This window comes from Actinophytocola sp. (assembly GCF_049647105.1).
Taxonomy (GTDB): Bacteria; Actinomycetota; Actinomycetes; order Mycobacteriales; family Pseudonocardiaceae; genus Actinophytocola.
Genome location: NZ_JBARWZ010000208.1, coordinates 1 through 22,857 on the forward strand (window position 1 = coordinate 1; position 22,857 = coordinate 22,857).

Annotated in this window: 21 protein-coding genes; 12 read left to right on the plus strand and 9 right to left on the minus strand. The window is 71.9% G+C overall.

What is annotated here, in order from left to right; all coding sequences use genetic code 11:
* Positions 1-1,576: BTAD domain-containing putative transcriptional regulator (locus WBA97_RS24480; protein WP_424233251.1), on the minus strand; the 1,576-nt coding region annotated here is incomplete at its 3' end.
* Positions 1,577-1,703: 127 nt separating this feature from the next.
* Between WBA97_RS24480 and WBA97_RS24485 the strand changes: the two genes are divergently transcribed.
* Together WBA97_RS24485 and WBA97_RS24490 are read left to right on the plus strand one after the other, a co-directional pair.
* Entirely contained in the window at positions 1,704-2,963 is a 1,260-nt protein-coding gene (locus tag WBA97_RS24485; RefSeq protein WP_424233252.1) for a hypothetical protein, read from the plus strand.
* 178 nt (positions 2,964-3,141) lie between these two features.
* Complete coding sequence (locus tag WBA97_RS24490; protein ID WP_424233253.1) at positions 3,142-4,479, plus strand: serine/threonine-protein kinase; 1,338 nt, start codon at positions 3,142-3,144, stop codon at positions 4,477-4,479.
* Between the two features lie 95 nt (positions 4,480-4,574).
* Here WBA97_RS24490 and WBA97_RS24495 read toward each other — a convergent pair whose 3' ends face one another.
* From WBA97_RS24495 to WBA97_RS24505, 3 genes are all read right to left on the minus strand, one after another.
* Positions 4,575-4,817 carry a DUF6411 family protein gene (locus WBA97_RS24495; RefSeq protein WP_424233254.1) on the minus strand — a complete coding sequence of 81 codons (243 nt, stop codon included), beginning with the start codon at positions 4,815-4,817 and terminating at the stop codon, positions 4,575-4,577.
* A 189-nt stretch (positions 4,818-5,006) separates the two neighbouring features.
* Positions 5,007-5,270: a hypothetical protein gene (locus WBA97_RS24500; RefSeq protein ID WP_424233255.1), complete on the minus strand. Its 264-nt coding sequence runs from the start codon at positions 5,268-5,270 to the stop codon at positions 5,007-5,009.
* A 24-nt stretch (positions 5,271-5,294) separates the two neighbouring features.
* On the minus strand, positions 5,295-5,609 hold the full coding sequence (locus tag WBA97_RS24505) for a DUF6235 family protein (protein ID WP_424233256.1): 315 nt from the start codon (positions 5,607-5,609) through the stop codon (positions 5,295-5,297).
* 230 nt (positions 5,610-5,839) lie between these two features.
* Here WBA97_RS24505 and WBA97_RS24510 point away from each other — a divergent pair, with 230 nt between their 5' ends.
* The 9 genes from WBA97_RS24510 (at position 5,840) to WBA97_RS24550 (ending at position 16,978) form a co-directional block, all read left to right on the plus strand.
* Entirely contained in the window at positions 5,840-6,841 is a 1,002-nt protein-coding gene (locus tag WBA97_RS24510) for an Lrp/AsnC family transcriptional regulator (RefSeq protein WP_424233257.1), read from the plus strand.
* Positions 6,838-7,704, plus strand: a complete 867-nt coding sequence (locus tag WBA97_RS24515) for a polysaccharide deacetylase family protein (protein WP_424233258.1) — start codon at positions 6,838-6,840, stop codon at positions 7,702-7,704. Before WBA97_RS24510 ends, WBA97_RS24515 begins: the two co-directional genes overlap by 4 nt.
* Positions 7,697-8,458 (plus strand): SDR family NAD(P)-dependent oxidoreductase, encoded by a 762-nt coding sequence (locus WBA97_RS24520; protein WP_424233259.1) that lies wholly within the window; start codon positions 7,697-7,699, stop codon positions 8,456-8,458. Before WBA97_RS24515 ends, WBA97_RS24520 begins: the two co-directional genes overlap by 8 nt.
* Positions 8,455-10,023 carry an ABC transporter substrate-binding protein gene (locus tag WBA97_RS24525; RefSeq protein ID WP_424233260.1) on the plus strand — a complete coding sequence of 523 codons (1,569 nt, stop codon included), beginning with the start codon at positions 8,455-8,457 and terminating at the stop codon, positions 10,021-10,023. The genes WBA97_RS24520 and WBA97_RS24525 overlap by 4 nt, the downstream gene beginning before the upstream one ends.
* Positions 10,020-11,033, plus strand: coding sequence for an ABC transporter permease (locus WBA97_RS24530; protein ID WP_424233261.1), 1,014 nt, complete (start codon positions 10,020-10,022; stop codon positions 11,031-11,033). The genes WBA97_RS24525 and WBA97_RS24530 overlap by 4 nt, the downstream gene beginning before the upstream one ends.
* Positions 11,026-12,681 carry an ATP-binding cassette domain-containing protein gene (locus tag WBA97_RS24535; RefSeq protein ID WP_424233262.1) on the plus strand — a complete coding sequence of 552 codons (1,656 nt, stop codon included), beginning with the start codon at positions 11,026-11,028 and terminating at the stop codon, positions 12,679-12,681. The genes WBA97_RS24530 and WBA97_RS24535 overlap by 8 nt, the downstream gene beginning before the upstream one ends.
* A 106-nt stretch (positions 12,682-12,787) precedes the next feature.
* Positions 12,788-13,552: an ABC transporter ATP-binding protein gene (locus tag WBA97_RS24540; RefSeq protein ID WP_424233263.1), complete on the plus strand. Its 765-nt coding sequence runs from the start codon at positions 12,788-12,790 to the stop codon at positions 13,550-13,552.
* Entirely contained in the window at positions 13,549-15,705 is a 2,157-nt protein-coding gene (locus tag WBA97_RS24545; protein WP_424233264.1) for a zinc-dependent metalloprotease, read from the plus strand. Before WBA97_RS24540 ends, WBA97_RS24545 begins: the two co-directional genes overlap by 4 nt.
* A gap of 13 nt (positions 15,706-15,718) precedes the next feature.
* A complete protein-coding gene (locus WBA97_RS24550) occupies positions 15,719-16,978 on the plus strand; it encodes an amidohydrolase (protein ID WP_424233265.1) in 1,260 nt (419 codons plus the stop codon).
* Between the two features lie 123 nt (positions 16,979-17,101).
* Here the strand turns inward: WBA97_RS24550 and WBA97_RS24555 are convergent, their stop codons facing one another.
* The 3 genes from WBA97_RS24555 to WBA97_RS24565 are packed head-to-tail and all read right to left on the minus strand — an operon-like array spanning position 17,102 to position 20,638.
* Positions 17,102-18,346: a 2-hydroxyacyl-CoA dehydratase gene (locus WBA97_RS24555; RefSeq protein WP_424233266.1), complete on the minus strand. Its 1,245-nt coding sequence runs from the start codon at positions 18,344-18,346 to the stop codon at positions 17,102-17,104.
* On the minus strand, positions 18,339-19,403 hold the full coding sequence (locus tag WBA97_RS24560; RefSeq protein WP_424233267.1) for a 2-hydroxyacyl-CoA dehydratase: 1,065 nt from the start codon (positions 19,401-19,403) through the stop codon (positions 18,339-18,341). Before WBA97_RS24560 ends, WBA97_RS24555 begins: the two co-directional genes overlap by 8 nt.
* Positions 19,404-19,405: 2 nt before the next feature.
* Positions 19,406-20,638: a CaiB/BaiF CoA transferase family protein gene (locus tag WBA97_RS24565; protein ID WP_424233268.1), complete on the minus strand. Its 1,233-nt coding sequence runs from the start codon at positions 20,636-20,638 to the stop codon at positions 19,406-19,408.
* Between the two features lie 78 nt (positions 20,639-20,716).
* Here WBA97_RS24565 and WBA97_RS24570 point away from each other — a divergent pair, with 78 nt between their 5' ends.
* Positions 20,717-21,628 (plus strand): PaaX family transcriptional regulator C-terminal domain-containing protein, encoded by a 912-nt coding sequence (locus WBA97_RS24570; protein ID WP_424233271.1) that lies wholly within the window; start codon positions 20,717-20,719, stop codon positions 21,626-21,628.
* A 4-nt stretch (positions 21,629-21,632) separates the two neighbouring features.
* Here the strand turns inward: WBA97_RS24570 and WBA97_RS24575 are convergent, their stop codons facing one another.
* Positions 21,633-22,103: a MaoC family dehydratase gene (locus WBA97_RS24575; protein WP_424233269.1), complete on the minus strand. Its 471-nt coding sequence runs from the start codon at positions 22,101-22,103 to the stop codon at positions 21,633-21,635.
* The coding region (locus WBA97_RS24580) for an SDR family oxidoreductase (protein ID WP_424233270.1) at positions 22,100-22,857 on the minus strand (758 nt) is incomplete at its 5' end. The genes WBA97_RS24575 and WBA97_RS24580, both read right to left, overlap by 4 nt.

Here is a 22,857-nt window from a genome sequence, read left to right on the forward strand (position 1 = left end):
CGGCCGGTGAGAGCGGGCGGTAGGCGCTCGCGAGCACCGCCCGGACCGTGCGCGCGTCGCCCTCCACGGCGAACCCGTCGAGCCGGGTGCCGGACAGCTCGTCGGCGAGCTCGGCCACCGAGCGGCCAGGCACGCCCACGAGCCGGGCGGCCGCGATCCGCAACGCGAGCGGCATCCCCGAGCAGACCCGCGCGAGGCGGGCGGTGGCCTCCGGCTCGCGTGCGACCCGCGCCCTGCCGAGCACCTTTCCCAGCAGCGCCACCGAGCTGGCGGCGTCGAGGGCGTCGAGCACGACGTGGTGCACGGCGTGCCGGGCGACGAGACCGGTGAGCGAATGCCTGCTCGTCACGACGAGCACGCTGGTGTCCGACCCGGGCACCAGCGGCAGCACGTCGTCGACGGTGCCCGCGTTGTCCACCAGCACCATGCACCGCCTGGTGTGCAGCAGGGTCCGGTACAGCGCCGAGCGCGCCGACTCCCCGGCGGGGATGCGGTCCTCCGGCACGCCGAGGCCGCGCAGCAGGTGCGCGAGCGCCAGTTCGGCCGCGATGGCGTGGTCGGGGTCGTGGCCGCGCAGGTCGAGGAACAGGTGACCGTCAGGGAACCGCGTGGCGATGCTCGCGGCCCACTGCACGGCCAGTGACGTCTTGCCCATGCCCGCGGGTCCGGAGATCACCACGATCGGCGGCTCGTCACCGGCGAGCGCGTCGTCCAGGTCGGACAGTTCGCCCGCCCGGCCGGTGAAGTGCCCGGCCCTGGCGGGGATCTGCGCCGGGACCTGCGCGGTGACCCGGACGGTCTGCGCGGCGGCGGCAGGCGCGTCGAGGGACGGGTCGCGGCGCAGGATCGCGGTGTGCAGTCCGGACAGCTCCGGGCCGGGGTCGGCGCCGAGCTCGTCGGCGAGGTGGTGGCGCAGCCTCTCGTAGGCGGTGAGTGCCTCGGCGTGCCTGCCGCAGCGATGCAGCGCCAGCATCAGCAACCCGGTCAGCCGCTCCCGCAACGGTTCCGTCGCCACCAGCCGGGGTAGCTCCAGCGCCGCCGCGAGGGCGTTGCCGGTGGCGATCTCGGCGTGCCAGCGGTCCTCGGTGGCGGACAGCCGCAGCTCACGCAGGCGGTCGAGCTCGTGGTGACCCCATTCGCCGAGGTCCGTGCCGGAGAACGGCTCGCCGTGCCACAGGTCCGACGCCGCGCGCAGGGTCTCGACGGCGACCCGGGTGTCGCCGCGGTCCAGGTCGGCACGGGCGCTCTGGACCAGCAGCTCGAACCGGTGCGCGTCGACCCGCTCGGGCGCCAGCTCCAGCACGTAGCCAGGGTCGCGGGTGGTGACCACCGGGGGCACCCCGCACGCGGCGAGCGCCTGGCGGATCCGCGCGACGTGGCTGTGCAGGGTCTTGAACGCGGTGCGTGGCGGCGACTCTCCCCACAGGACGTCGACCAGCTCGGTGTAGGGCACGACCTGCCCGACACGCAGAGCCAGTACCCCGAGGATCACCCGGCGGGTACTGGTCAGCGCGACCGTCCCGTGCGGACCGACGGCCTCCACGGCACCGAGCACGCGGACCTCGAGACCGGTCACGCACCACTCCTTCCAGGGACGCATCCGCCCGACAGCCGAACCACAGCCGCCCGGCAACTACCTGTCCGTAGACCTTCTCGCAGGACGGCGAAACCACACCGGCCCACGACACGGAAGGAAAATACCCATGCGTTCACGACTATCCTCCGCAGGCGCGCTACGTCGCTACGCCCTGCCTCTGATAGCGGTCACCGCGCTCACGGCGGCGCTGATCCCGGCGCAGGCCGCGGCAGGCACCACCGGTGCCCCGCCGCCGCGCACGACGGCCGAGGACCCGGAGTACCCTGCCCCGCCAACACCGGGTGACCTCAGATCCGACCCCGAGATCGCGTCGATCATCCAGGACGCCGACTACGCGCTGAAGTACTCGATGGCCGTGGTCGCCGCCGACCCGGCGAAACAGTATCCCGCAGGCAGCATCGAGGAGGACCTGCGCACGGGCATCCTCTCGATGCCGGTCGACCGGCAGAAGACCGCCGCCGAGGCCGCGCGGGCGATGATCGCCGACCCGGCTGTCCGCAAGCGCGAGTTCGGCAGGCACGGCGCCCACGAGCCCGGCAAGTACGCCGGGCTGGGCTTCTCCGGCGTGTTCACCCCCGACTCCGTGCCGTTCGACAGGGCGGGGCTCAAGCGCAGGCTCACCGACCGGGCCGCGCGGATCGAGGCGACGCACAAGCTCGAGGAGGCCGACGCCAAGGAGATGGCGGTCAAGTACCAGGTGCCGCTGCAGCTGCAGATCCCCACGCTCACCAGCCTGGACTACCGGATCGAGCGGGTGAAGTGCGCGGACGAGACCAACCCGGAGTGGCCGGGTGACGACGAGATCGCGATGGGCGGGGTCGCCGTCGGCCACAACGGCGCCACCACCAAGGTCAACCAGTTCACGGTCGCCGACGACTTCGACGACAACGAGGTCAAGGTCTACGCCGACCCCGGCAAGCTCTTCCACCGGTTCGACCTCACCGGTGCCGGCGCGTGGCCGAGGACCTACAGCACCGTGGTGATGCTCGCGGAGAAGGACGGCTCCGGCTTCGCCGACGCGATCAACACCGTGTGGGGCAAGGTCAAGGACGACGTGCTGAAGGTGATCGAGAAGGCGGTCGCCGGCGTGCTGACCGGCTACCTCGGTGCCGCGCTGGCCGAGGCCATCGGCAAGGCGGTCGCCTGGCTGGTCGGCACGTTCTTCGACTGGCTGTTCGAGCTGTTCCAGGACGACATGTTCCACCCCGGCACGCACTACGTGTACATGCCGAACCGGTACGAGTGGATGTACAAGAACGCCTCGAACTACGGCTGGACGAACTTCCGCCTGCCGACGGGGACGTTCACGTTCAACGGGCACGGCGGCAGCTACAAGGTCAACGTGCACTGGCAGGTCAACCCCTGACCGACGCGGGGCACCGCGCCGAGGCGTCCGGATCTCCTCCGGGCGCCTCGGCGTCGTTGCGCCCGACCCGCCACCGGCGCCCGCGTGGCTTATAGGATTCCGGCATCGCGGGAGCGATCGTCGTTGGTGAGGCCGGGGTGGGGGCGCGTAGGTGATGTGGCAGTTCGGCCCTTACCGGATGGACGAGCTCATCGCGCGGGGTGGGATGGGCGAGGTCCACCGCGCCTACGACACCCAGCACGACCGGGTCGTCGCGGTCAAGCTGCTCGCCGGGCACATCGCCGACGACGACGAGTTCCGGCGGCGGTTCATCCGGGAGGCACGGGCCGCGGCGCGCCTGCGTGAACCGCACGTGATCCCGATCCACGCGTACGGCGAGATCGACGGCCGCCTGTACCTCGACATGCGGCTGGTCGAGGGCGCCGACCTGAGCACGACGCTCACCAACCACGGTCCGATGCACCCGGCCGCCGCCGTCGACGTGATCCGCCAGGTCGCGGGCGCACTGGACGCGGCACACGCCGAAGGCCTCCTGCACCGCGACGTCAAGCCGTCGAACGTGCTCCTCGACGCGGGTGGTTTCGCCTACCTGGTCGACTTCGGCATCGCGCGCTCGATGGGCGCGGGCGCCGACATCACGGGGACCGGGATCCCGATCGGCACGGTCGCCTACATGGCGCCGGAGCGCTTCGGGACCCAGCCGGTCGACCACCGGGTGGACGTCTACTCGCTCGCCTGCCTGCTGTTCCAGTGCCTGACCGGCACGCCACCGTTCCCCGACGAGAACGCGCTGGCACTCATGCACGCGCACGTCGACCGGGTGCCGCCGAGGCCGTCGGCGCACCGGCCCGGCCTGTCCCCCGCCTTCGACGACGTCATCGCCACCGGCATGGCGAAGCGTCCCGAGCAGCGCTTCCCGAGCGCGGGGGAACTGGCCGCGGCGGCGGGCCGGGCCCTCGCACAGCCGGTGCCGCCACGGCCCGCGACCCTGCCGGTACCGGACACCCTCGCCGTGCCGGCACGGTCCGGCAACCGTTGGTGGCTCGCCGTCGCCACGTTCGCGGTCCTGATCGCGCTGGCCGGTGCGGCCGCGCTGATCTGGCTGCCGACGTGGAACGGCGGCAGCGGCGGGGACGGCGGGCAACCGACCACGACCCCCTCGGGCACCACCGAGGTCGCGGCACCCGAACTGTCGGTGTCGGAGCCACTCAGCACACCGGAATGCGACGGCCAGTACATCGTCATCGTCGGTTCCGCCGTCAACCCGCGGCACTACGAGCGCGACGTCCAGGCGCACCTCGACGCGAACCCCGGCGCGCGGTACCTCCACGCGCCGTCGACCGGGTGCGGTTCCCTGCGGCATCAGCTCGACGGTGCCGACATCTACTCCATCTACCTCGGCCCGTTCTCCGACGAGGCGGCGGCCTGCGAGCAACGGACCACCGTGGGCGGCGACTCGTTCATCCGGCGCCTCGACGACACCTCGTCGCCCGATCGCGCGGTCAGCTGCGGCTGATCGCGCGCTCCCTGGTCACGCGTTCGGCCACCACCCACGTGCGGACGTGAGTGGTGGCCGACGCTTCGTCAACGCACCGCGCGGGATCTCTCCGGTCAGAACGGCATCTTGCCGCGGCCCTTACGGCCGGCGCCCGCGCTCTTGCCCATCGCCTTCTGGGACTTCGAGAACGGCTTGCTCAGCCAGTGGCCGAGCTTCCCCGGGGCCAGGCCCGCCACCTGGCCGCCAGCACCCGCCGTCTTCTGCGCACCATGCTGGGGACCACGAGACAGTCGCGGCACCAGGAACGCGAGGATGATCAGCAGGACACATACGCCAATGACGATTCCCAAAACCATGGGGACCTCTCTTCTCACCAGTCGGGGAAAGTCCGTCACACAGGGACTACCCGGATCCCCGCCGCGGCAATCACGCTCTCTTCTCCAGCGGCGTAAAGGTGGAGGTCATCGGGCAACACGTGTTCTTTCCGGGCCCTGGACAGCGGCGGACCGGTGTGCCAACGCGACGAGGTCGGATCGTGACTGGCGTCAGGCCGCCCGCCGCGAGGGCCGGGCACGGCGGCGCACCGACCGCCGCCGGTCTCCCCGACGGCTCCGCGCGATCCGCAGGCGGTCCCCCGATCCTCGCCGGTGACCCGGAAACCGGCTCCGGAGCACCGCCCGGCCGAGCCGGTCGGCACGGGCGGCGACGCCCCGGCGCCGAGGCGGTGCCACCGGCACGGGGACGGGCACCAACAGCGTGTTGTCGTACGCCCTGTCGGTGATCAGGTACGGGCATTCGGTCGTGGTCATGTCGCGTCCTCCTCGTCCGATCGGTCAGTTGGTCCCGGACTGCGACTCGGCCGTGGGTGCCTTGCGCGGTTCGAAGGCCGCGAGCGGGGAGCCGATGAAGACGATGCCGAACCTCTCGACATCGTCGAGCCGAACCCGGATGGCGAGGTTGTCGCGCACCACGACGACGAACTCACGCGCCATCGCCGGGTCGTCGATGACCGGGTACGCGAAGTAGACCGAACGCTCCACGACCGTGAACAACGCGTCGGCGACGACGATGAAGTCCGCGATGTCGGCGGTGGCGGTCCACGCGTCGAGAACGTCGATGCCGGATGCGAGGCGAAGCCGGTATGCCATGGTGTCCTCCTGCGTTGCATATCAACGTTATGGATAAACCATAACGGCGATACATAACAGTGCCAACCTTTCGGGATGGTGAGCGCAACACAGAAGAAATCCCGAGGCCGCACTTGTCCGCCCACACCAGGGCGCGCACGCTCCCCACGCCTACTACGGAGACGTTAAATGGCGGTGTCCCGCAGATTGCGCACTTGACTTGAGAGATTCCCTCATATGATGGTTAGGCCATGGGCGAAGTCCTCAAGCTCGACGAGTTGGACCGACGCATCGTCGCGGCACTGCAGCTCGACGGGCGCGCGTCGTGGAAGAAGGTCGCGGCCGTCGTCGACGCCAAGGAGTCGACCGTGGCGCGGCGTGGGCAGCACCTGGTCGAGTCGCGGGTCGTCGGGGTCACCGGGGTGCTGGACCACCTCCGGTGCGGGCTGGGCATCTCGCTGATCGTGCGCATGCGGTGCAAGCCGGGACGGGCGAACGACGTCGCGGACGCGTTGGCGGCACTGCCCGTGACGCGGTTCGTCACCGTCGTGTCCGGCAGCGCCGACGTCGCGGCCGAGGTCGTGGTGCGCAGGCACCAGGACGTCGCGCGGGCGCTGGTCGAGGACCTCCCCCGGCCGGACGACATCGTCGAGACCGAGTCGATGGTGGTCGTCAGGAAGTTCCTCGCGTTCGAGGAATGGGACACCGGGTTGCTCGGCCCCGACGCCGCCGCACGGCTGCGGCACACCGCGCAGGTCACCGGGCACCGGGCCTGGCACGAGACCGAGCAGCTCACCGAGCAGGAGTTCGCGATCGCCGGGGCGCTGGCCGCGGACGGCCGCGCCACCTACGCGCAGATCGCCGCCGCCATCGGCGCGAGCGAGTCCACGGCCGCCCGGCGGGTCGAGTCCCTCGTCAACCGTGGCTGCCTGCGGTTCCGGACGCTGTTCGAGACACCGGTACTCGGGCTGGACGTCGACTTCATGCAGTGGCTCACCGTGGAGCCCGCCGAGCTGGCGAACGTCGGGGCGATGCTCGCGAAGGAGCCGTCGACCCGCTACGTCAGCGCCACGACCGGCCGGTTCAACCTGGTACTGCACGGCGTGCTGCCCGGGTACGGCGACCTGTACGACTACCTCACCGGGGTCGTCGGCGCGCTGCCCGGCGTCCACGGCGCCGACATGACCCTGCAGGCACGAACCCTCAAACGCGCATGGGTCCGGATCGACGAGGACGGCAGGTGCGCGTGGTGAGCACCGAGCCGTGGCAGTGGGACGAGGAGGTCTGGCGCGGGCACGTCGGCCGGGTCCGCGCCGGGCGGCGGCTGGCCCCGCCGAGCTGGCCGGGCGGGGCACGGGTGGCGGTCGCGCTGTCCTTCGACGCCGACCACGAGACGATTCCCCTGCGGGACGGGGAAACCAGCCCCGGCAGGCTCGCGCAGGGCGAGTACGGCTCGCGCGTCGCGGTGCCGAGGATCCTGCGGCTGCTGGACGAGTTCGGTGCGCGGGCCAGCTTCTTCGTGCCCGCCGTGTCCGCGCTGCTGCACCCCGGCGACATCGAGGCGTACGTCGCGGCCGGGCACGAGGTCGCCGCGCACGGCTGGATCCACGAGCGGAACACCCGGCTGACCGCCGCGCAGGAGCTGGACCTGACCGGCCGCGCCCGCGACACGCTGACCAGGCTGACCGGTACCAGCCCGACCGGGATCCGCACGCCGAGCTGGGACTTCTCCGACTCGACGCTGGCGATCATCCGTGAGCTCGGGTTCTCCTACGACTCCTCGCTGATGGCCGACGACGAGCCATACGAGCTGCTCGCCGACGGCGAGCCGACCGGCATCGTCGAGGTGCCGGTCGAGTGGATCCGCGACGACGTCCCGTATCTGACGACGGGCGCCACGTTCACCCGGCCAAGGGCGCTGCTGGAGATCTGGCGCGACGAGTTCGACGCCGCGCTCGCCGACGGCGGCGTGTTCCAGCTGACCATGCACCCGCACGTGATCGGACACCGGTCGCGGCTGGTGGTGCTGCGGGCGCTCCTCGACCACATCGCGGGCCACGACGGGGTCTGGTTCGGCACGCACGAGCAGGTAGCGGAGGTGGTACGCCATGGCTAGGCATGTTCTGGTGACCGGCGCGGCGGGCGGCATCGGCCTCGCGGTCGCGAAGGCGTTCCACGCGCTCGGTGACACGGTCACCGGCGTCGACGCACGCGAACCCGACCTGGTGGCCGCGATGGCACCGCTCGGTGGCCGGGCGCTCGTCGCCGACCTGGCGGCGGAGGACTGCGCAGAGGTCGTCGACCGGGCCGTCGAGGCGACCGGGCCGGTCGACGTGCTCGTCAACGCCGCGGGCATCTACCCGGCCACCACCCTCGCCGACATGACCGCGACGGCATGGGACCGCGTGCAGCACGTGAACGTGCGCGGGCCCATGCTGCTGACCAGAGCCCTCGCCGCGGCGGGCAGACCGGCCGCGGTGGTGAACATCAGCTCGTCGGCGGCCACCCGCGCACGGCAGGGTGCCGCGCACTACTGCACGTCCAAGGCCGCGGTGGAGATGCTGACCAAGGCCTGCGCCGTCGAGCTGGGCGGCCAGGGCATCCGCGTCAACGCGGTCGCGCCCGGCTTCGTCGAGGTGGCGAGCCCGGTGAACCCGGTGACCCCCGAGTACGCGCACGCCGTGTCGGCGAACCCGGTCGGCCGCGCGGGTCTCCCGGAGGAGATCGCGGCCGCGGTGGTCTGGGTGGCCGGGCCGGACGCCGCGTTCGTCACCGGATCCGTGCTGCGGGTCGACGGCGGCGGGACCGCCGGGTCCACCGCGCTGCCGTTGCACTTCCCATCGACAACCGCCCTTCAGGAGAGCTCATGACCCATCGAACGGTCAGGACACTGACGGCGGTGACCGCCGCCGTCTGCCTCGCGGCGGCCGGCGCGTGCGCGTCGGCCGTCGCCGGGCCCAAGGAGACCGGCACGGTGCGCACCGTGCTGAACGCCGACCCGTCGAGCTTCGACCCGACGCTGGCCCAGGGACAGCAGACCTTCCAGGTGTCGAGCCTGCTCTACGACACCATGCTGCGCAGGGAAAGCGACGGGAAACTGATCGGCGGGCTGGCGTCGAGCTGGACGGCCGAGTCCGCGTCGGCGTACACGTTCACCATCCGCGAGGACGCCACGTGCGCGGACGGCACCCCGATCACGGCGGAGGTCGTCGCCGGGTCGCTGCGCAAGCTGGCCGACCCCGAGGTCGGGTCGACGTGGCGAAACCTGGTCTTCGGGCCTGGTGACGTCGCGGTCGACGTGGCGGGCGCGACGGTGCGGATCACGCTCTCGACCCCGTTCACCACGCTGCCCCAGGGCATGGCGATCCCGCAGGCGGGCATCGTCTGCCCGGCGGGGCTCGCCGACCCGGACGGTCTCGCCGCGGGCACCGTGAAGGGCGCGTTCTCCGGCCCGTACACGGTCGCGGACGCGCAGCAGGGCCTGAGCTACACGTTCGAACTGCGGCCGGACTACGCGGCGTGGCCCGCGTTCGCCAAGCCGCTCACCGGCGACCCGCCCCGCCGCATCGAGGCAGGCATCTCCACCGACCAGTCGACGGTGGCCAACCAGATCCTGGCGGGCGACCTCGACCTCGGCCAGTTCGCCGACCCCGACGCGGTCAAGCGGTTCACCGCCCAGCCTGACCTGCACCAGTACCAGGTGACCAACGCGACCGCCTACGTCGTGTTCAACCAGCGGCCTGGGCGGGTGTTCGCCGACCGGCCGGAACTGCGCCGCGCGGTGGCCATGGCCATCGACCAACGCTCGTTCAACGCCGTGTTCAGCAAGGGCATCTCGAAGGAGCTGACCTCGGTGGTGCCGGAGAGCTTCGCGTGCGTCAACACCGACCGCTCGCTGCTCGCACCACACGACCCCGACGCGGCGAAGGAAGAACTGGCAGGCGCGGAAGGGATCACCATGATCGGCAACACCGCGAACCGGCAGTTCAGCGGCGGCGCCGACTACATCTACCAGGTACTCGCCGATGCGGGAGCGCAGGTGACGATGAACAAGGTCGACAACGCCACGTTCTGGAGCACGATCGCCGAGGGCGGCGCCGACTGGGACCTCGTGTTCCTCGGCGACCTCAACTCGGTCGGCTCGATCAGCGCCTCGCTCGACCGCGTGATCGGGCCGAGCGTCGAGGACGGCGGCCGCAACTACAGCGCGTCCGACAACCAGGAGGGTGCGGCCGCGCTCGCCGAGGGGCTCGCCGCCACCGACGAGAAGAGCCGGTGCGACGCGTTCCAGCGGGCGCAGCGGACGCTGTTCGAGCGCAGTGACATCGTGCCGCTGGCAGGCAGTCCCCTCACCTACGTCTCCGGGCCCGACGTGACCGTGTCCGTGTTCGACGACTACGTGGACTTCGCGACCCTGCGGATCGGTGCGTCATGAGTACCGCGACGCAACGACTCGAGCGACTCGAACGGCCCCGCCGCGCCAGGGGCGGCTCCACGTGGCCATCGTTCGCCTTGCGGCGGTTCGCCGGGCTGGTCGGCACGGTGGTGGTCGCCGTGCTGGTGACGTTCCTGATCGTGCCGCTCATCCCAGGCGACCCCGCCGTGAGCGCGGCGGGACCGGACGCCACCGTCGACCAGATCGCCAGGATCCGGGCCGAGATGGGCCTCGAACGGCCTGTCCTGGAACGGTTCGGTGACTACGTCGGCGGGCTGCTCCACGGCGACCTCGGGCACTCGTTCTCGCTGAACGCCCCGGTCTCCGAGGTGGTGCTCCGGCGGCTGCCGTTCACCGCGGTCCTCGCGGTCGTCGCGCTGCTCGTCGTGCTGCTGGTCGCGGTGCCGCTCGGGATGGCGGTCGGCGCGCTCACCCGAGGCGGCAGGCGGCGCAAGCTCGACTCGACGTTCGGCTACACGACCGCGTTCGTCGCGGCGATCCCGCCGTACGTGATGGCCACCCTGCTGGTGCTGCTGTTCGCCGTGACGCTGGAGCTGTTGCCACCCGCGTACACGCGATCGCAGCCTGGCCTGTCGATCCTGCTGCCCGCGCTCGCGCTGAGCCTCCCGTCGATCTGCCTGATCGCGCGGATCGTGCGCAGGGAGACGGCGGTCGTGCTCGAACAGGACTACCTGCGCACCGCGCGGGGCTGGCGGCTGGGCACGATGCGCACCGCGGCGCGGTACGCGCTGCCGAATTTGCTGACGAGCACGCTGACGCTGAGCGGGATCATCCTCATCGGCATGCTCGGCGGCGCGATCAGCGTCGAGACGGTCTTCGGCTGGCCCGGTCTCGGGCTCGGTGTGGTGAACGCGGTCGCGACCAAGGACTACCCGCTGGTGCAGGGCATCGTGCTCGTGCTCGCGGTGCTGTCCGCCCTCATGACGATGGCCGTCGACATCGTGCTCGGCATCGTCGACCCCCGCGTGCGAGGAGGCCACCATGGCTAGGCCGAGGCGGTTACGCTGGAACCCGGCGCTCATCGCGGGCAGCGTGCTGCTGGCAGGCACCGCGCTGGTCGTCATCATCGCGGGGTTCACTTTGGAGGACGCCGCGAAGGGGCTCAGCTCGGACATCGCCGCGCCCGCGTCGGGCGAGCACTGGCTCGGCACCGACGACTTCGGCCGGGACCTGTTCGCCAGGGCGCTCGTCGGCGCCGAGGCGAGCCTGATGATGGCGCTGGTCGCGACCGCGATCTCGATGACCGCCGGCGTGCTCATCGGCACCGCGGTGTGGACCGCGCCCCGCAGGGTGCGGGAGTTCGCGCTGCGGATCGTGGAGATCACCGTCTCCTACCCCGAACTGCTGGTCGCGGTGGTGCTCGCGGCGATCCTCGGCGCGGGCAGGTGGCAGTTGGTGGTGGCCGTCGCGGTGGCGAACATCCCGGCGACCGCGCGGCTGACCGCCAACCTCAGCGGCGCCGTCCACCAGCGGGACTTCGTGACCACCGCCCGGCTGATCGGGGTGCCGCGCAGGGCGCTGATCGGGCGGCACCTGCTGCCGAACATGGCAGAGCCGCTGCTCATCCAGCTCGCGTCGACGTTCTCCACCGGACTGGTGGCGATGTCCGCGCTGTCGTTCGTGGGGCTCGGCGTGCAGACCCCGGACTTCGACCTCGGCAGGCTGCTCGCCGACGCGCTCCCCGCGATCTACTCGCGGCCGATCGAGGTGGTCGGGCCGACACTGATGATCCTGCTGCTGTCGATCGGGGCCATGCTGGTCGGCGACGGTCTTGCGGCGGCGGCCGACCCACGCGTCGCGCGCAAACCCGGCCCACCGGCCGCACCAGCCGGGACCGTCTCCACACCGTCCACATCGGACGCTCCGGTCGTGGTGCGGGACCTGGAGGTGCGACGCTCGGACGGGACCGCGCTGGTGCACGGGATCTCCTTCGAGATCCGCCGGGGCGAGATCCTCGGTCTCGTCGGGGAGTCCGGCAGTGGCAAGTCGCTGACCGCGTTGTCGCTCGCGCGGCTGCTGCCCGACGGGCTGTCCGCGTCGGCGAGCGAACTGCGGGTCGGCGGCGTCGACCTGCTCGGCGCCACCACGCGGACGGAGCTGTCCGACGCGGTGGCGATGATCTACCAGGACCCCGGCACGACGTTCAACCCCGCGTTGCGGATGGGCGCCCAGCTGACCGAGGTGCTGCGCGTGCACCGGGGCAAGTCGAAAAAGGAAGCGCGGGCGATCATCGCCGAGCTGCTGGCGAGCGTGCACATCACCGACCCGGAGCGGCTGTTGCGGGCCCACCCGTACGAGCTGTCCGGCGGCATGCGGCAGCGCGCCATGATCGCCGCGGCACTGGCGGCCAAGCCCGCGCTGCTCGTCGCCGACGAGCCGACCACCGCGCTCGACGTGACGGTCGCGGCCGGCATCCTCAAGGAGCTGGCGCGGATTCGCGACGAGACCGACACCGCCACGCTGTTCATCTCCCACGACCTCGGGGTCGTCGAGGAGCTGTGCGACCGCGTGCTGGTCATGAAGGACGGAGTGCTCGTGGAGGAACTGACGCAGGACGCGTTGCGGGCAGGTGAGGTCAGCGACCCGTACACGAGGATGCTGCTCGATTCCGTGCCACGGCTGGGAGTGCGGTCATGAGCGGAGCTTGCGGAGCCGTGAGCGGAGCTTGCGGAGCGAACCATCGAGCAGAGCATCAGGCACAGGGCGACCGCGAGCGGCTCCCCGGAGCCTGCGAGGAGGAGTCGTGAGTGGTTTCAGTGTGGAGGATCTGACCGTGCGGTTCGGCCGGGGCGCGGGGGCGGTGACCGCGCTGGACGACGTGAGCGTCACCGTGCCGGACGGGCACACCGTCGGGCTGGTCGGCGAGTCCGGCTCCGGCAAGTCGACGCTGGCGCGGGCCATCCTGGGCATCGTGCCGATCGCCGGGGGCCGGGTGCTGCTCGACGGCACCGATGTCAGCGGCCTCGGCCGCCGCGACCGGCGCGCGTTCCTGCGGCGGGTCCAGCTGATCCCGCAGGACCCGTACTCCTCGCTCAACCCGCGCCGCACGGTCGGTCAGACGCTGGCGGAGGCACTCGACCCGGCCCACGCCAGGGTGCGCAGGCACCGGGAGGAGATCGAGAAGGCGCTGACGGACGTCGCGCTGCCCACCGACGCCGCCGACCGCTATCCGCACGAGTTCTCCGGCGGCCAACGGCAGCGCATCGCGATCGCCAGGGCGCTCGTCACCCGGCCCGAGGTGGTGATCGCCGACGAGATCACCTCGGCGCTGGACGTGTCCGTGCAGGCCGAGGTGCTGGCGCTGCTGGACCGGCTGCGGCACGAGCTGGCTCTGACGATGCTGTTCATCTCGCACAACCTGGCCGTCGTGGAACAGGTCAGCGACGAGGTGGTGGTGCTCCACCACGGGCAGGTCGTCGAGTCCGGCGCGGTCGGCGACGTGTTCACCCGGCCGACCGCCGAGTACACCCGCGCGCTGCTCGCCGCGGTGCCGGGCGCGAACCGATGAGGGATCCGTTCGTCGCGGCGCGCGAGTTCATCGTGGACGCGACGATCGTCGGCGGCCTCGGCCGGTCGGCCACCGGGCTGGACCGCGGCGAGGTCGGCCCGTCGCTGCTGTGCCGCGCCGACAGCGACGACACCAGCGGCGAGGTGATCGTCACCGCGTGCAACACCACCTACGGCCACTCCGGTGCCACCGCGGCGGAACGGGCCGCCGCGGCGGCTTCGTTCGCCGAGTCCGCACTCGCCCGCTGCCCGGTCCCGGCGCCCGGTTCGTTCGACCCCGCACCACTCGGCCTGGTGGACCTCGTCGGCATCGGACAGCGGCTGACCGACGCCGCCGACGCGCCGTTCGTGCTCGACCGCACGCTTTCGCGGCTCGACCGGGTCGAGTGGCACGGCGACGTGCTCGCGATCGAGTCGGTGCTGGTTTTCCGTGCGGCACAACAGAAGCCGCGACCGAAGTACACCACCGGCCACTCCCCCAGGGTGTCGCTGTCCCTGGCGCCGCCCATCGAGCCGGCACCCGGCGACACGGTGAGTGTGCGGCAGCAGGTGGCGGTGCGCCCGCTGCCGCCACCCGGCTACGAGCCGGTGCCACTGGACCCGACGGTCGGCGCGACGTCGAGCCACACCGTGCACCGGTTCGACCTCATCGACGGCCGCGACGCCGAGACCCCGCTCGCCACCCGGTTCCGCACGACCGAGCCGATCGTCTTCCACCTGGACCCGGCGATGCCACCCGCGATCCGCGAGGCCGTGCTCGAGGGCGGCAACTGGTGGCAGGACGCGTTCGAGGCGGCCGGTCTGCCCGGCGCCTACCGGGTCGAGCCGCTGCCCGACGGCGCGGACCTGACCGACCCGCGGCGCAACGTGGTGCTGTGGGTGCACCGGGCCGACCGCGGCTGGTCGATGGGCATGACGCAGGCCGACCCGCGCACCGGGGAGATCCTGCGTGCCGTGGTGCGGCTGGGTTCTCAGCGGGTCGAGCAGCTGCGGGCCATCACCGAGAGCGTGCTGGCGCCCTACGCGGACGACGACGGCGCCACCGCCGTGGCCGACGTGGTGGCCGCCAGGGTGCGGCAGCTCGCCGCGCACGAGATCGGCCACGGGCTCGGGTTCGCGCACAACTTCGCGTCGCACCGGCATTCCCGGCCGTCCGTCATGGACTACCCTGGCCCGGCCTTCGCCATCGACGGTGACCGCCCGGTCGCCCCGGCGCCGTACGCGACGGGCCTCGGCCCGTGGGACCGGTACCAGGTCGCGGCCCTGTACGGCACGGTCGCCGCGCCACCGGACCTGGACTACGTGACCGACGCGGACGCACGCACCGACGACGCGGCCGACGCCTGCGGCGCGACGTGGATCGCGCCCGGCGACCCCGTCACGGCGCTGACGGAACTGCTGGCCGTGCGTGCCGCGGCGCTGCGCCGGTTCGGCCCGGCCGTGGTGCCGCCTGGCAGCGACGCGAACGAGATCGAGCGCCGGTTCCTGGTGTTGTACCTGCTCCACCGCCACCAGGCCACGGCCGTGGCCAAGCTCGTCGGCGGCAGCGAACGCCGCTACGCCGTCACCGACGGCGCGTCCTTCACGGGCGCGGCGACCCCGGTCCCCGAGGAGCGGCAACGGGCCGCGCTCACCGAGCTGACCGCGTTGCTGACGCCGGAGTTCCTGGACGTCCCGGCACATATCCGCCCGCTGCTGGTCGGGCCGGCGGGCGGACGCCCGCGCCGCGAGGGACAGTTCGACCACCGCACGGCGGGCGCGTTCGACCAGGCGGCCGCGATCGCGGCGGGCACCGACGTCGTCGCGGGTCCGCTGCTGGCCCCGGCCAGGCTGAACCGGGTGGCGGAAAGCACCGGGCCGGCAGAACTTCTGGCGGCCACGGTGGGACACGCGATCGGCCTGCTCACCGGCACGGCACGCGACCTTCGCACGGAGACGATCGGCTGGACGCTGCTGCGCCGCTTCGAGCACACCCTGACCGACCCGGAACTGCACCACCACACAAGGGTGGCGGCGGTGGAGGCCATCGCGACCGGCCCATGGTTCGGTGACCCGGGCCGCCCGGCGGTGACGACCCGCTGGAAGGCGTTGACACACAAGGCGTTCGAGGACCCGGCAGAACTGCCCGGCCTGCCACCCGGCACCCCCATCTAGGAAGAGGGAGTACATGACCACGCTGACCGCAGGACTCGCCGACCGGATCGCCGACCTGGTCGAGGTGTACCGGGATCTGCACGAACACCCCGAGCTGTCGTTCCAGGAGAAGCGCACCGCCTCGGTGGTGGCGGCCCGGCTGACCGCGGCCGGGTTCGAGGTCACCACCGGCGTGGGCGGCACTGGCGTGGTCGGCGTGCTCCGCAACGGAGAGGGCGGCTCGGTACTGCTACGCGCGGACATGGACGCGTTGCCGGTGGACGAGACGGAGAAGGTGTCCTACCGCAGCAGGGCCACGGGAGTCGACCCGGACGGCGACGTGGTGCCGGTGATGCACGCCTGTGGACACGACACCCACGTCACGGCACTGCTGGGCGCGGCGGACCAGCTGGCGGCGCGGCGCGAACACTGGTCCGGCACGGTACTCACGGTCTTCCAGCCCGCGGAGGAGATCGGCGCGGGAGCCAGGGCAATGCTCGACGACGGTTTCCTCGACCGGTTCCCGCGCTACGACGTTGCGCTCGGCCAGCACGTGATCTCCGCCCCCGCCGGGCACCTGTACGCCAGCCCCGGGGTGTTCATGGCCGCGGCGGACAGCCTGCGCGTCACCGTGTTCGGCCGAGGCGGCCACGCATCGGCCCCGCAGACCACGGTGGACCCGATCGTCATAGCGGCCTCGATAGTGCTGCGGCTGCAGACCATCGTGGCCCGCGAGCTGGCCGCCACCGACGTCGCGGTGGTCTCGGTTGGCGCCATCCGGGCAGGCTCGAAGGAGAACGTGATCCCGGCCGAGGCCGAGCTGAAGCTGAACATCCGCACCTTCGACGAGGACGTGCGGACCCGCGTCCTGGCCGCCGTGACACGCATCGTCACGGCTGAGGCAGCGGCGGCGGGCGCACCGAGGCCACCGGAGATCACTCCGATCAACGACTTCCCGTTGCTGGTCAACGACGAGAACACCACCAGGAGACTGATCGCGGCCTTCACGACGGCCTTCGGCGCCGACGAGGTACACGAGACCGGCACGAAACCGGCGAGCGAGGACTTCGGCCGCTTCGGCACGGCGGCAGGCGTCCCGTCGGTCTTCTGGAACTTCGGCGCCTTCGACCCCGTGCGGTACCCGGACGGAGCAGAACAACCGAACCGGGCGGTCATGGCGGGCATCGCCCCGGGCAACCACTCCTCGGAGTTCGTACCGGACAACGTGGAACCGGCGCTGCTGCGGGCAACGGAGGCACTTCTGACCGCGGCCGCACTCTGGCTGACCGCCTGAATCCGCCACGCTTTCGGGGCATAGTTGGCGCCACGAAAGCCGATTCTGGGACGTTCAACGTCCTGAAAGCGCCTTTCGGGGCACTGGGATCGCACTCTGCGAGTGCGGTGGCCGTGGTCCCGGTCAGCGCACGACCTCGGTTTCCAGCCAGTTCGTCAGTGCTTGTTCCGTTGTCTCCTGGTAGGAGCGGGTGTCGACGTTGTCCGCGTGCAGCTCGTACACCGGGATGCCCGCCGCGCGCAGGGCGCGGTTCGTGAAGTAGCTGCCGCGGGCGTCGTCGGAGACCAGGTGGACCACGCCGTCCACGCGGTGCAGCTTTGCCTCCTTCACGTACCACTCGCACGACCACGGTGGGGTGTAGAGCTGGTCGTTGAAGGCGGCGAAGCGGGCGGCCAGTGTCCTCAGTGGATTGTCGCCGTATCTCGGGTAGCCGTCGGCCGCGATCGCGAGGTACATCGACCAGACGAAGACCGCGCCGTGGCGTTGTTCGAAGCGGCGGTAGAAGTCCATGTCGTACCAGAGACCCCGGCCGATCCACATGAGACGGACCCGTTCGTTCTCGCACACCGCCGCGCCAGCCCCGACCCGCTCCTCGACCTCCTCGTAGAACCGGCGCGCCGCGTCGCGCGCCCACTCGGTGCCACGGTGCCACTGCGGGATCATGACGCTCGGGATGCTGTCCGTGACGGCCAGCGGGCTCGGGGTCGTCGAGGCGATCAGGTCGCGGGAGCGGCGGTTCCACTCCGCCTGCTCGTTGATGAGATCCAGGACGCGACGCAGTTCGCGTTCGCGCAAGACGTGGCCGGTCGTCGTCTCCAGGAAGCGGATCAGGCCCTCTAGCTCGGACTCCATCAGGTCCAGACGGGCCGTCCCGATGGCCTTCTCCCAGTCGTGGGGCATCAGGTCCCACCAGTTGACCGGGACCGCGTTCTCGGCGGCGCTCTCCAGCGCGTAGTAGGCGATGTCCGGCTGCCCGCCCCACACGTCGAAGATCTTCCGGCCGCCGTCGCCGACGTTCTCGCCCAGCACGATCGACGGGCGCGGCAGCCCGCCCCACGGCGCGTGCTCCGGCTCCTGGTCGAACAGCGAGCCGAGCGAGATCGAGCTGTACTGCTCGGTGTAGTCCGGGTAACCTCTCTCCCGCAACAGCTCCAGGTAGTGCGGTGCCCGCCGCTTCGCCGCGACCACCGACGCCCACCACTGGTTGACGACGTACGGGATCCCCATGGCGCGGAAGATCTCCTGCGGCGCGTCGGCGTTCACCAGTGCGATCGGTGTACCGGCCGCGGCGAGCCCCCGCAGCTCACGGAACCACGCGCGCTGGTACCGGGTGGCCTCGGTGGCCGACGCCAGCAGCTTCTCACTCACCGCACACCCCCGCGAGGTCGATCTCGCCGTACTCCTGGCGGTCCACCAGCACGGCCGGGATGCCGTGCGCGCGCAGCGCCGCCGCCTGCGCTGGGAAGTCCCACGGTGGCGCGTCGTCGTTGCCTCGGACATAGGACACGACGAGTTCGGCCCCGCACTCGACCGCGGCCCGTGCCGTGTTCGCCGCCCGGTCGTCGATGGACGCGCGCGCCGCGGTGGGGCCGTTGTACTGGTATCGCTCGACGAGTGCGTCGAGCGTCGGTGCCGCCACGGGCCGCATGGCCAGTAGGTCGCCCCAGTCGTGGTCCTCACCGACCACCACGAACCCCGCCTCCTCCAACGCCCGGTACACGTCCGGGTTGTCGTGGGAGCTGCCGGTGAGGAACACCCGTCGTCCCGAGTAGACGCCGAGGCCGGACGCCGGCAGGGCACGCAGCAGCTCGTTGTGCTCCGCCACGGGAAGCGCGGCACCGAACGCGGCCAGCGCCTGCACACCGGTCAGCCGGGCGCCGCGGCGCAGCGCCGACACCGCGCGCAGCAACCGGCGGTGCTCGTCGTACTCCCCGATGGCCGCCGCGACGGCCTCCTCGGTGAGCCGGGCGCCGGTCCACCGCTCCAGCACCGTGACCAGTTCGCCGAACCGGACCCGGTTGTACCGGGTGGTCGTCCAGTGGGGCAGGTGCAGCACGTCGACCAGGTACGTCTCGGGCAGGCCCAGCTCCGGCTCGACGCGCCGCAGCTCCCGGACCGCGTAGAACAACCGCAGCGACGCCTCGCAGTCCCGCGACACCAGCAGCCGGTCGAGGCGGCCGTACTCCCCCGCCAGCAGCCGGGTCAGCACCGACCGGGTGCACCGGTCCACACCGGCGCCGAGGTAGGTCTCCCCCGCCGTCACGTCCGCGCCGGGTTTCCCGGCCAGTCGCACCGGCACCGCACCGGCCGCCACCACCAGCTCGACGGGCACGTCCTGGCCGACGCACCCGATCACGAGACGGTCCGTCGCGACCGGGTACCGCCGCGCGTAGTGGCCGAGCAGCCGCTCGAGTGGTGTGCCCACGCTCAGATGACCCCGTCCGTGCGCAGCGCGGTGAGCCGGTCGCCGTCGTAGCCAAGCAGTTCGCCGTACACCCGCTCGTTGTGCTCGCCGAGCGCGGGCGCAGGCCGGTCGAACCCGACCTCCGCGCCGGAGAACACGATCGGCACCCCGGTCGCGGAGATGTCCGCGGTGGCGCCGTGCCGAGGGTGCGCCAGCGACACCACCTCCGCACGGGCCCTGACCAGCGGGTCGCGCACGGCCTCGGCCGGTTCGCGCACCTGCGCGGCGGGCACGCCGTTGTCGGTCAGCAGCGTGACCACGTCCGCCCGTCGCTGTCCGGCCACCCACGTCGCGATCAACCGGTGCAGCCCGGCCGCGTTGGCGACCCGCGCGTCGCGGGTGGCGAAGCGGGGATCGGCCGCGAGCGCCGGTTCTCCCATGGCCTGGAACACCCCGGCGGCGAACCGGTCGGTCGGCCCGCACAGGGCGAGCCACCCGTCGGTGGCCTCGAACAGCCCGAACGGCGCGAGCCGCGGCACGAGCGAACCGGTGCGCTGGACGAGCCCGACGGCCGCGTACGCGTCGAACGGCTCGCACGCGACCAGGGAGGTCAGCGCGCCGAGCATGGACACGTCCACGTGCTGGCCCTCGCCCGTGCGGTCGGCCTGCACGACCGCCGCGAGCGTCCCGACCACCGCGAACAGCGGCGCGACGAGGTCACCGACCGGCAGCCCGTTGCGGACCGGGTCGTCACCCTCCTCTCCCGCGGTGCCCATGATCCCGGAGAGTGCCTGGATGATCGTGTCCATGGCCTTGGCCGGTCCGCCCTGCGCGCCGAACCCGCTGATCGACGTGTACACCAGCCGCGGGTTGACCTCCCGCATGGCCGCGTAGTCGATGCCGAGCCGCGCGGTCACGCCCGCGCTGTAGTTCTCCACCAGCACGTCGGCCCACGCCACCAGGTCGGTCAGGACCGCGCGGCCACCGGGGTGCTTGAGGTCGAGCGTCACGCTCTCCTTGTTCCGCCCGCGCAGCAGCATCGACACCGACATGTCGTCGTCGTGGGCGCGGCCGAGGCTCAGCCCTTCCCTGCCGAGGTAGGGCGCGTTGCCGCGGGACGAGTCGCCGCCCGTGCGCGGGTTCTCCACCTTGATCACCCGCGCGCCGAGGCCCGCGAGCAGCAGGGTGGCGTACGGCCCGGCGAGGGCGGTCGTCAGGTCGACGACCGTCCGTCCGGCGAGCGGCTGCTCGGCCACGGGACACCTCCTCCGTTCACGACTGTCACAAACCATGACGGTCGGTATCGCACCTATACACTGCGGATCGTGACGGCCATGCCGCGATCAGCCGCCCCGCGCGGCCCACGCTCCGACCTGTTGCCCCGACAGCAGCATGGCGGTGCGCCCCAGCACCTGCTGATGACGCTCTACGCGGACTACTGGCTGTCCACGAACGGCCGGGCGTCCTCCGCCGCGCTGGTCCGGCTGCTGGCCGAGTTCGGGATCACCGAGGCCAGCGGCAGGGCCGCGCTGAGCAGGCTGTCCCGCCGCGGCATGATCACCGTGCACCGCAACGGCCGCCGCACGTTCTACGGCGTCGACGGCGCGGCCGCGGCGACCCTGGGTGACGCGGTCCGCAAGGTGATGGCGTTCGGTGCCACACCGCAGCCGTGGGACGGCACGTGGACGACCGTCGCGTTCTCGATTCCCGAGGAGCAGCGCGAGGTCCGCCACCAGCTGCGCACCCGCCTGCGCTGGCTGGGTTTCGCGCCGATCTTCGACGGTTTCTGGATCTCGCCGACGGCGGCCGCCGCGGACACCGTGCGCGAGCTGGGCGAGCTTGCCGTGACGAGCGCGGTCGTGCTGCGTACCGACGGGCCGGTCGGCGGGCGGCCGCTGACCGAGGCGTGGGACCTCGACGAGGTCCGCGGGCTGTACGCGGAGTTCGTCGGCACCGTGGCGCCGCTGGCCGAGCGGGTCCGTCTCGGCGCGGTCACCGCCGCCGAGGCGCTGGTCACCCGCACCGAGGTCATGGACCAGTGGCGGACGTTCCGGTGGAAGGACCCGGACCTGCCGCACGCGCTGCTGCCCGGCGACTGGCCGAGGGACCACGCGCGTGCCCTGTTCGCCGAGGTGTACGACGGGCTCGGCCCGCTCGCCGAGCACCGCGTCCAGCAGATCGTGCGCGAGCTGGACCCCGACGACGTCGAGCAGGTCCGCCACCACACCACCCATCGCGTGCCCTGACCGCTCAGGCGTAGTGCCGGTAGACGGCGCGGGCCACGCAGGCGGGCTTGTCGCCACCGTCCACCTCGACGGTGAAGTCCAGCAGCATCTGCACGCCGCCGCCCTTCACGGGTTCGGCGGCCGCGACCGTGCCCGCCAGCCGGATCCTGGCGCCGACCGGGACCGGCGCGGGAAAGCGCACCTTCTCGAGCCCGTAGTTCACGCTCATCGAGATGCCGTCGATCACCAACAGCTCGCCGAACAGCGGGATGACCAGCGACAGCGTGAGGTAGCCGTGCGCGATGGTGCCGCCGAACGGCCCGGTCGCCGCCCGCTCCGGGTCGACGTGGATCCACTGGCGGTCGCCGGTGGCGTCGGCGAACGTGTTCACCTGTTCCTGGGTGACCTCGCGCCACTCGGTGCGGCCGAGGTCGGTGCCCGCGAGCGCGAGCAGCTCGTCGATGCCGGTCGCCCTGCCGGTCGCTTCCGTCGTCATGCCGGTCCCTCCGATGGTGCGGGAATGCCGTAGGACCTCGGCTCGCGGCCGACCGAGGTGTGCCACGTCGTCGCGATGGCGTCCGGGTCCCAGCCACCGGGGCGGTAGGCGACCGCCACCTCCTCGGGGTGCGACCACAGCGAGAGCTTGTCGCCGCCGATGCCGATGGCCTGGCCGGTGATCCCGGCGGCGGCGTCGGAGGCGAGGAAGGCGACGAGCCCGGCGGCGTCCTCCGGGGTGCCGAACCCCTCGGCTTGGCGCAGCCAGGCGGGCAGCGGCTCGCCGCGTTCCTCCCAGGCGGCGACGTGCCCGGCGAACGCGGGGATCGTCCTGGTCATGCCGGTCGCGGCGACCGGGACGACCGCGTTGACCGTGATCCCGGCCTTCGCGCACTCGAGCGCCCACGTGCGGACCATGCCGACGATGCCTGCCTTGGCGGCGGAGTAGTTGGTCTGCCCGAAGTTGCCGCGCTGCCCGGCCGGCGAGCCGACGACGACCACCCGGCCGCCGTCGCCCTGCTCGCGGAACCGGAGCACGGCGGCCCGCACGCAGGTGAACGTGCCGCGCAGGTGCACGCCGATGACCGTGTCGAAGTCGTCGTCGGACATCTTCCACAGCACCCGGTCGCGGAGCACGCCCGCGTTGGTGACCATGGCGTCGAGCCTGCCGACGCGCACGGTGTCCGCGGCGGCCGCCGTCGGCGAGATCCAGAAACCGTCGAAGATCGGCGCGAAACCCAGCCAGCGCAGGCGGG

Coding starts and splice junctions, on each gene's coding strand:
- WBA97_RS24575 (WP_424233269.1), bottom strand. CDS start 22,103: ATGACGACGGAAGCGACCGGCAGGGCGACCGGCATCGACGAGCTGCTC.
- WBA97_RS24520 (WP_424233259.1), top strand. CDS start 7,697: ATGGCTAGGCATGTTCTGGTGACCGGCGCGGCGGGCGGCATCGGCCTC.
- WBA97_RS24500 (WP_424233255.1), bottom strand. CDS start 5,270: ATGACCACGACCGAATGCCCGTACCTGATCACCGACAGGGCGTACGAC.
- WBA97_RS24545 (WP_424233264.1), top strand. CDS start 13,549: ATGAGGGATCCGTTCGTCGCGGCGCGCGAGTTCATCGTGGACGCGACG.
- WBA97_RS24490 (WP_424233253.1), top strand. CDS start 3,142: ATGGACGAGCTCATCGCGCGGGGTGGGATGGGCGAGGTCCACCGCGCC.
- WBA97_RS24485 (WP_424233252.1), top strand. CDS start 1,704: ATGCGTTCACGACTATCCTCCGCAGGCGCGCTACGTCGCTACGCCCTG.
- WBA97_RS24525 (WP_424233260.1), top strand. CDS start 8,455: ATGACCCATCGAACGGTCAGGACACTGACGGCGGTGACCGCCGCCGTC.
- WBA97_RS24505 (WP_424233256.1), bottom strand. CDS start 5,609: ATGGCATACCGGCTTCGCCTCGCATCCGGCATCGACGTTCTCGACGCG.
- WBA97_RS24550 (WP_424233265.1), top strand. CDS start 15,719: ATGACCACGCTGACCGCAGGACTCGCCGACCGGATCGCCGACCTGGTC.
- WBA97_RS24495 (WP_424233254.1), bottom strand. CDS start 4,817: ATGGTTTTGGGAATCGTCATTGGCGTATGTGTCCTGCTGATCATCCTC.
- WBA97_RS24535 (WP_424233262.1), top strand. CDS start 11,026: ATGGCTAGGCCGAGGCGGTTACGCTGGAACCCGGCGCTCATCGCGGGC.
- WBA97_RS24530 (WP_424233261.1), top strand. CDS start 10,020: ATGAGTACCGCGACGCAACGACTCGAGCGACTCGAACGGCCCCGCCGC.
- WBA97_RS24510 (WP_424233257.1), top strand. CDS start 5,840: ATGGGCGAAGTCCTCAAGCTCGACGAGTTGGACCGACGCATCGTCGCG.
- WBA97_RS24570 (WP_424233271.1), top strand. CDS start 20,717: ATGCCGCGATCAGCCGCCCCGCGCGGCCCACGCTCCGACCTGTTGCCC.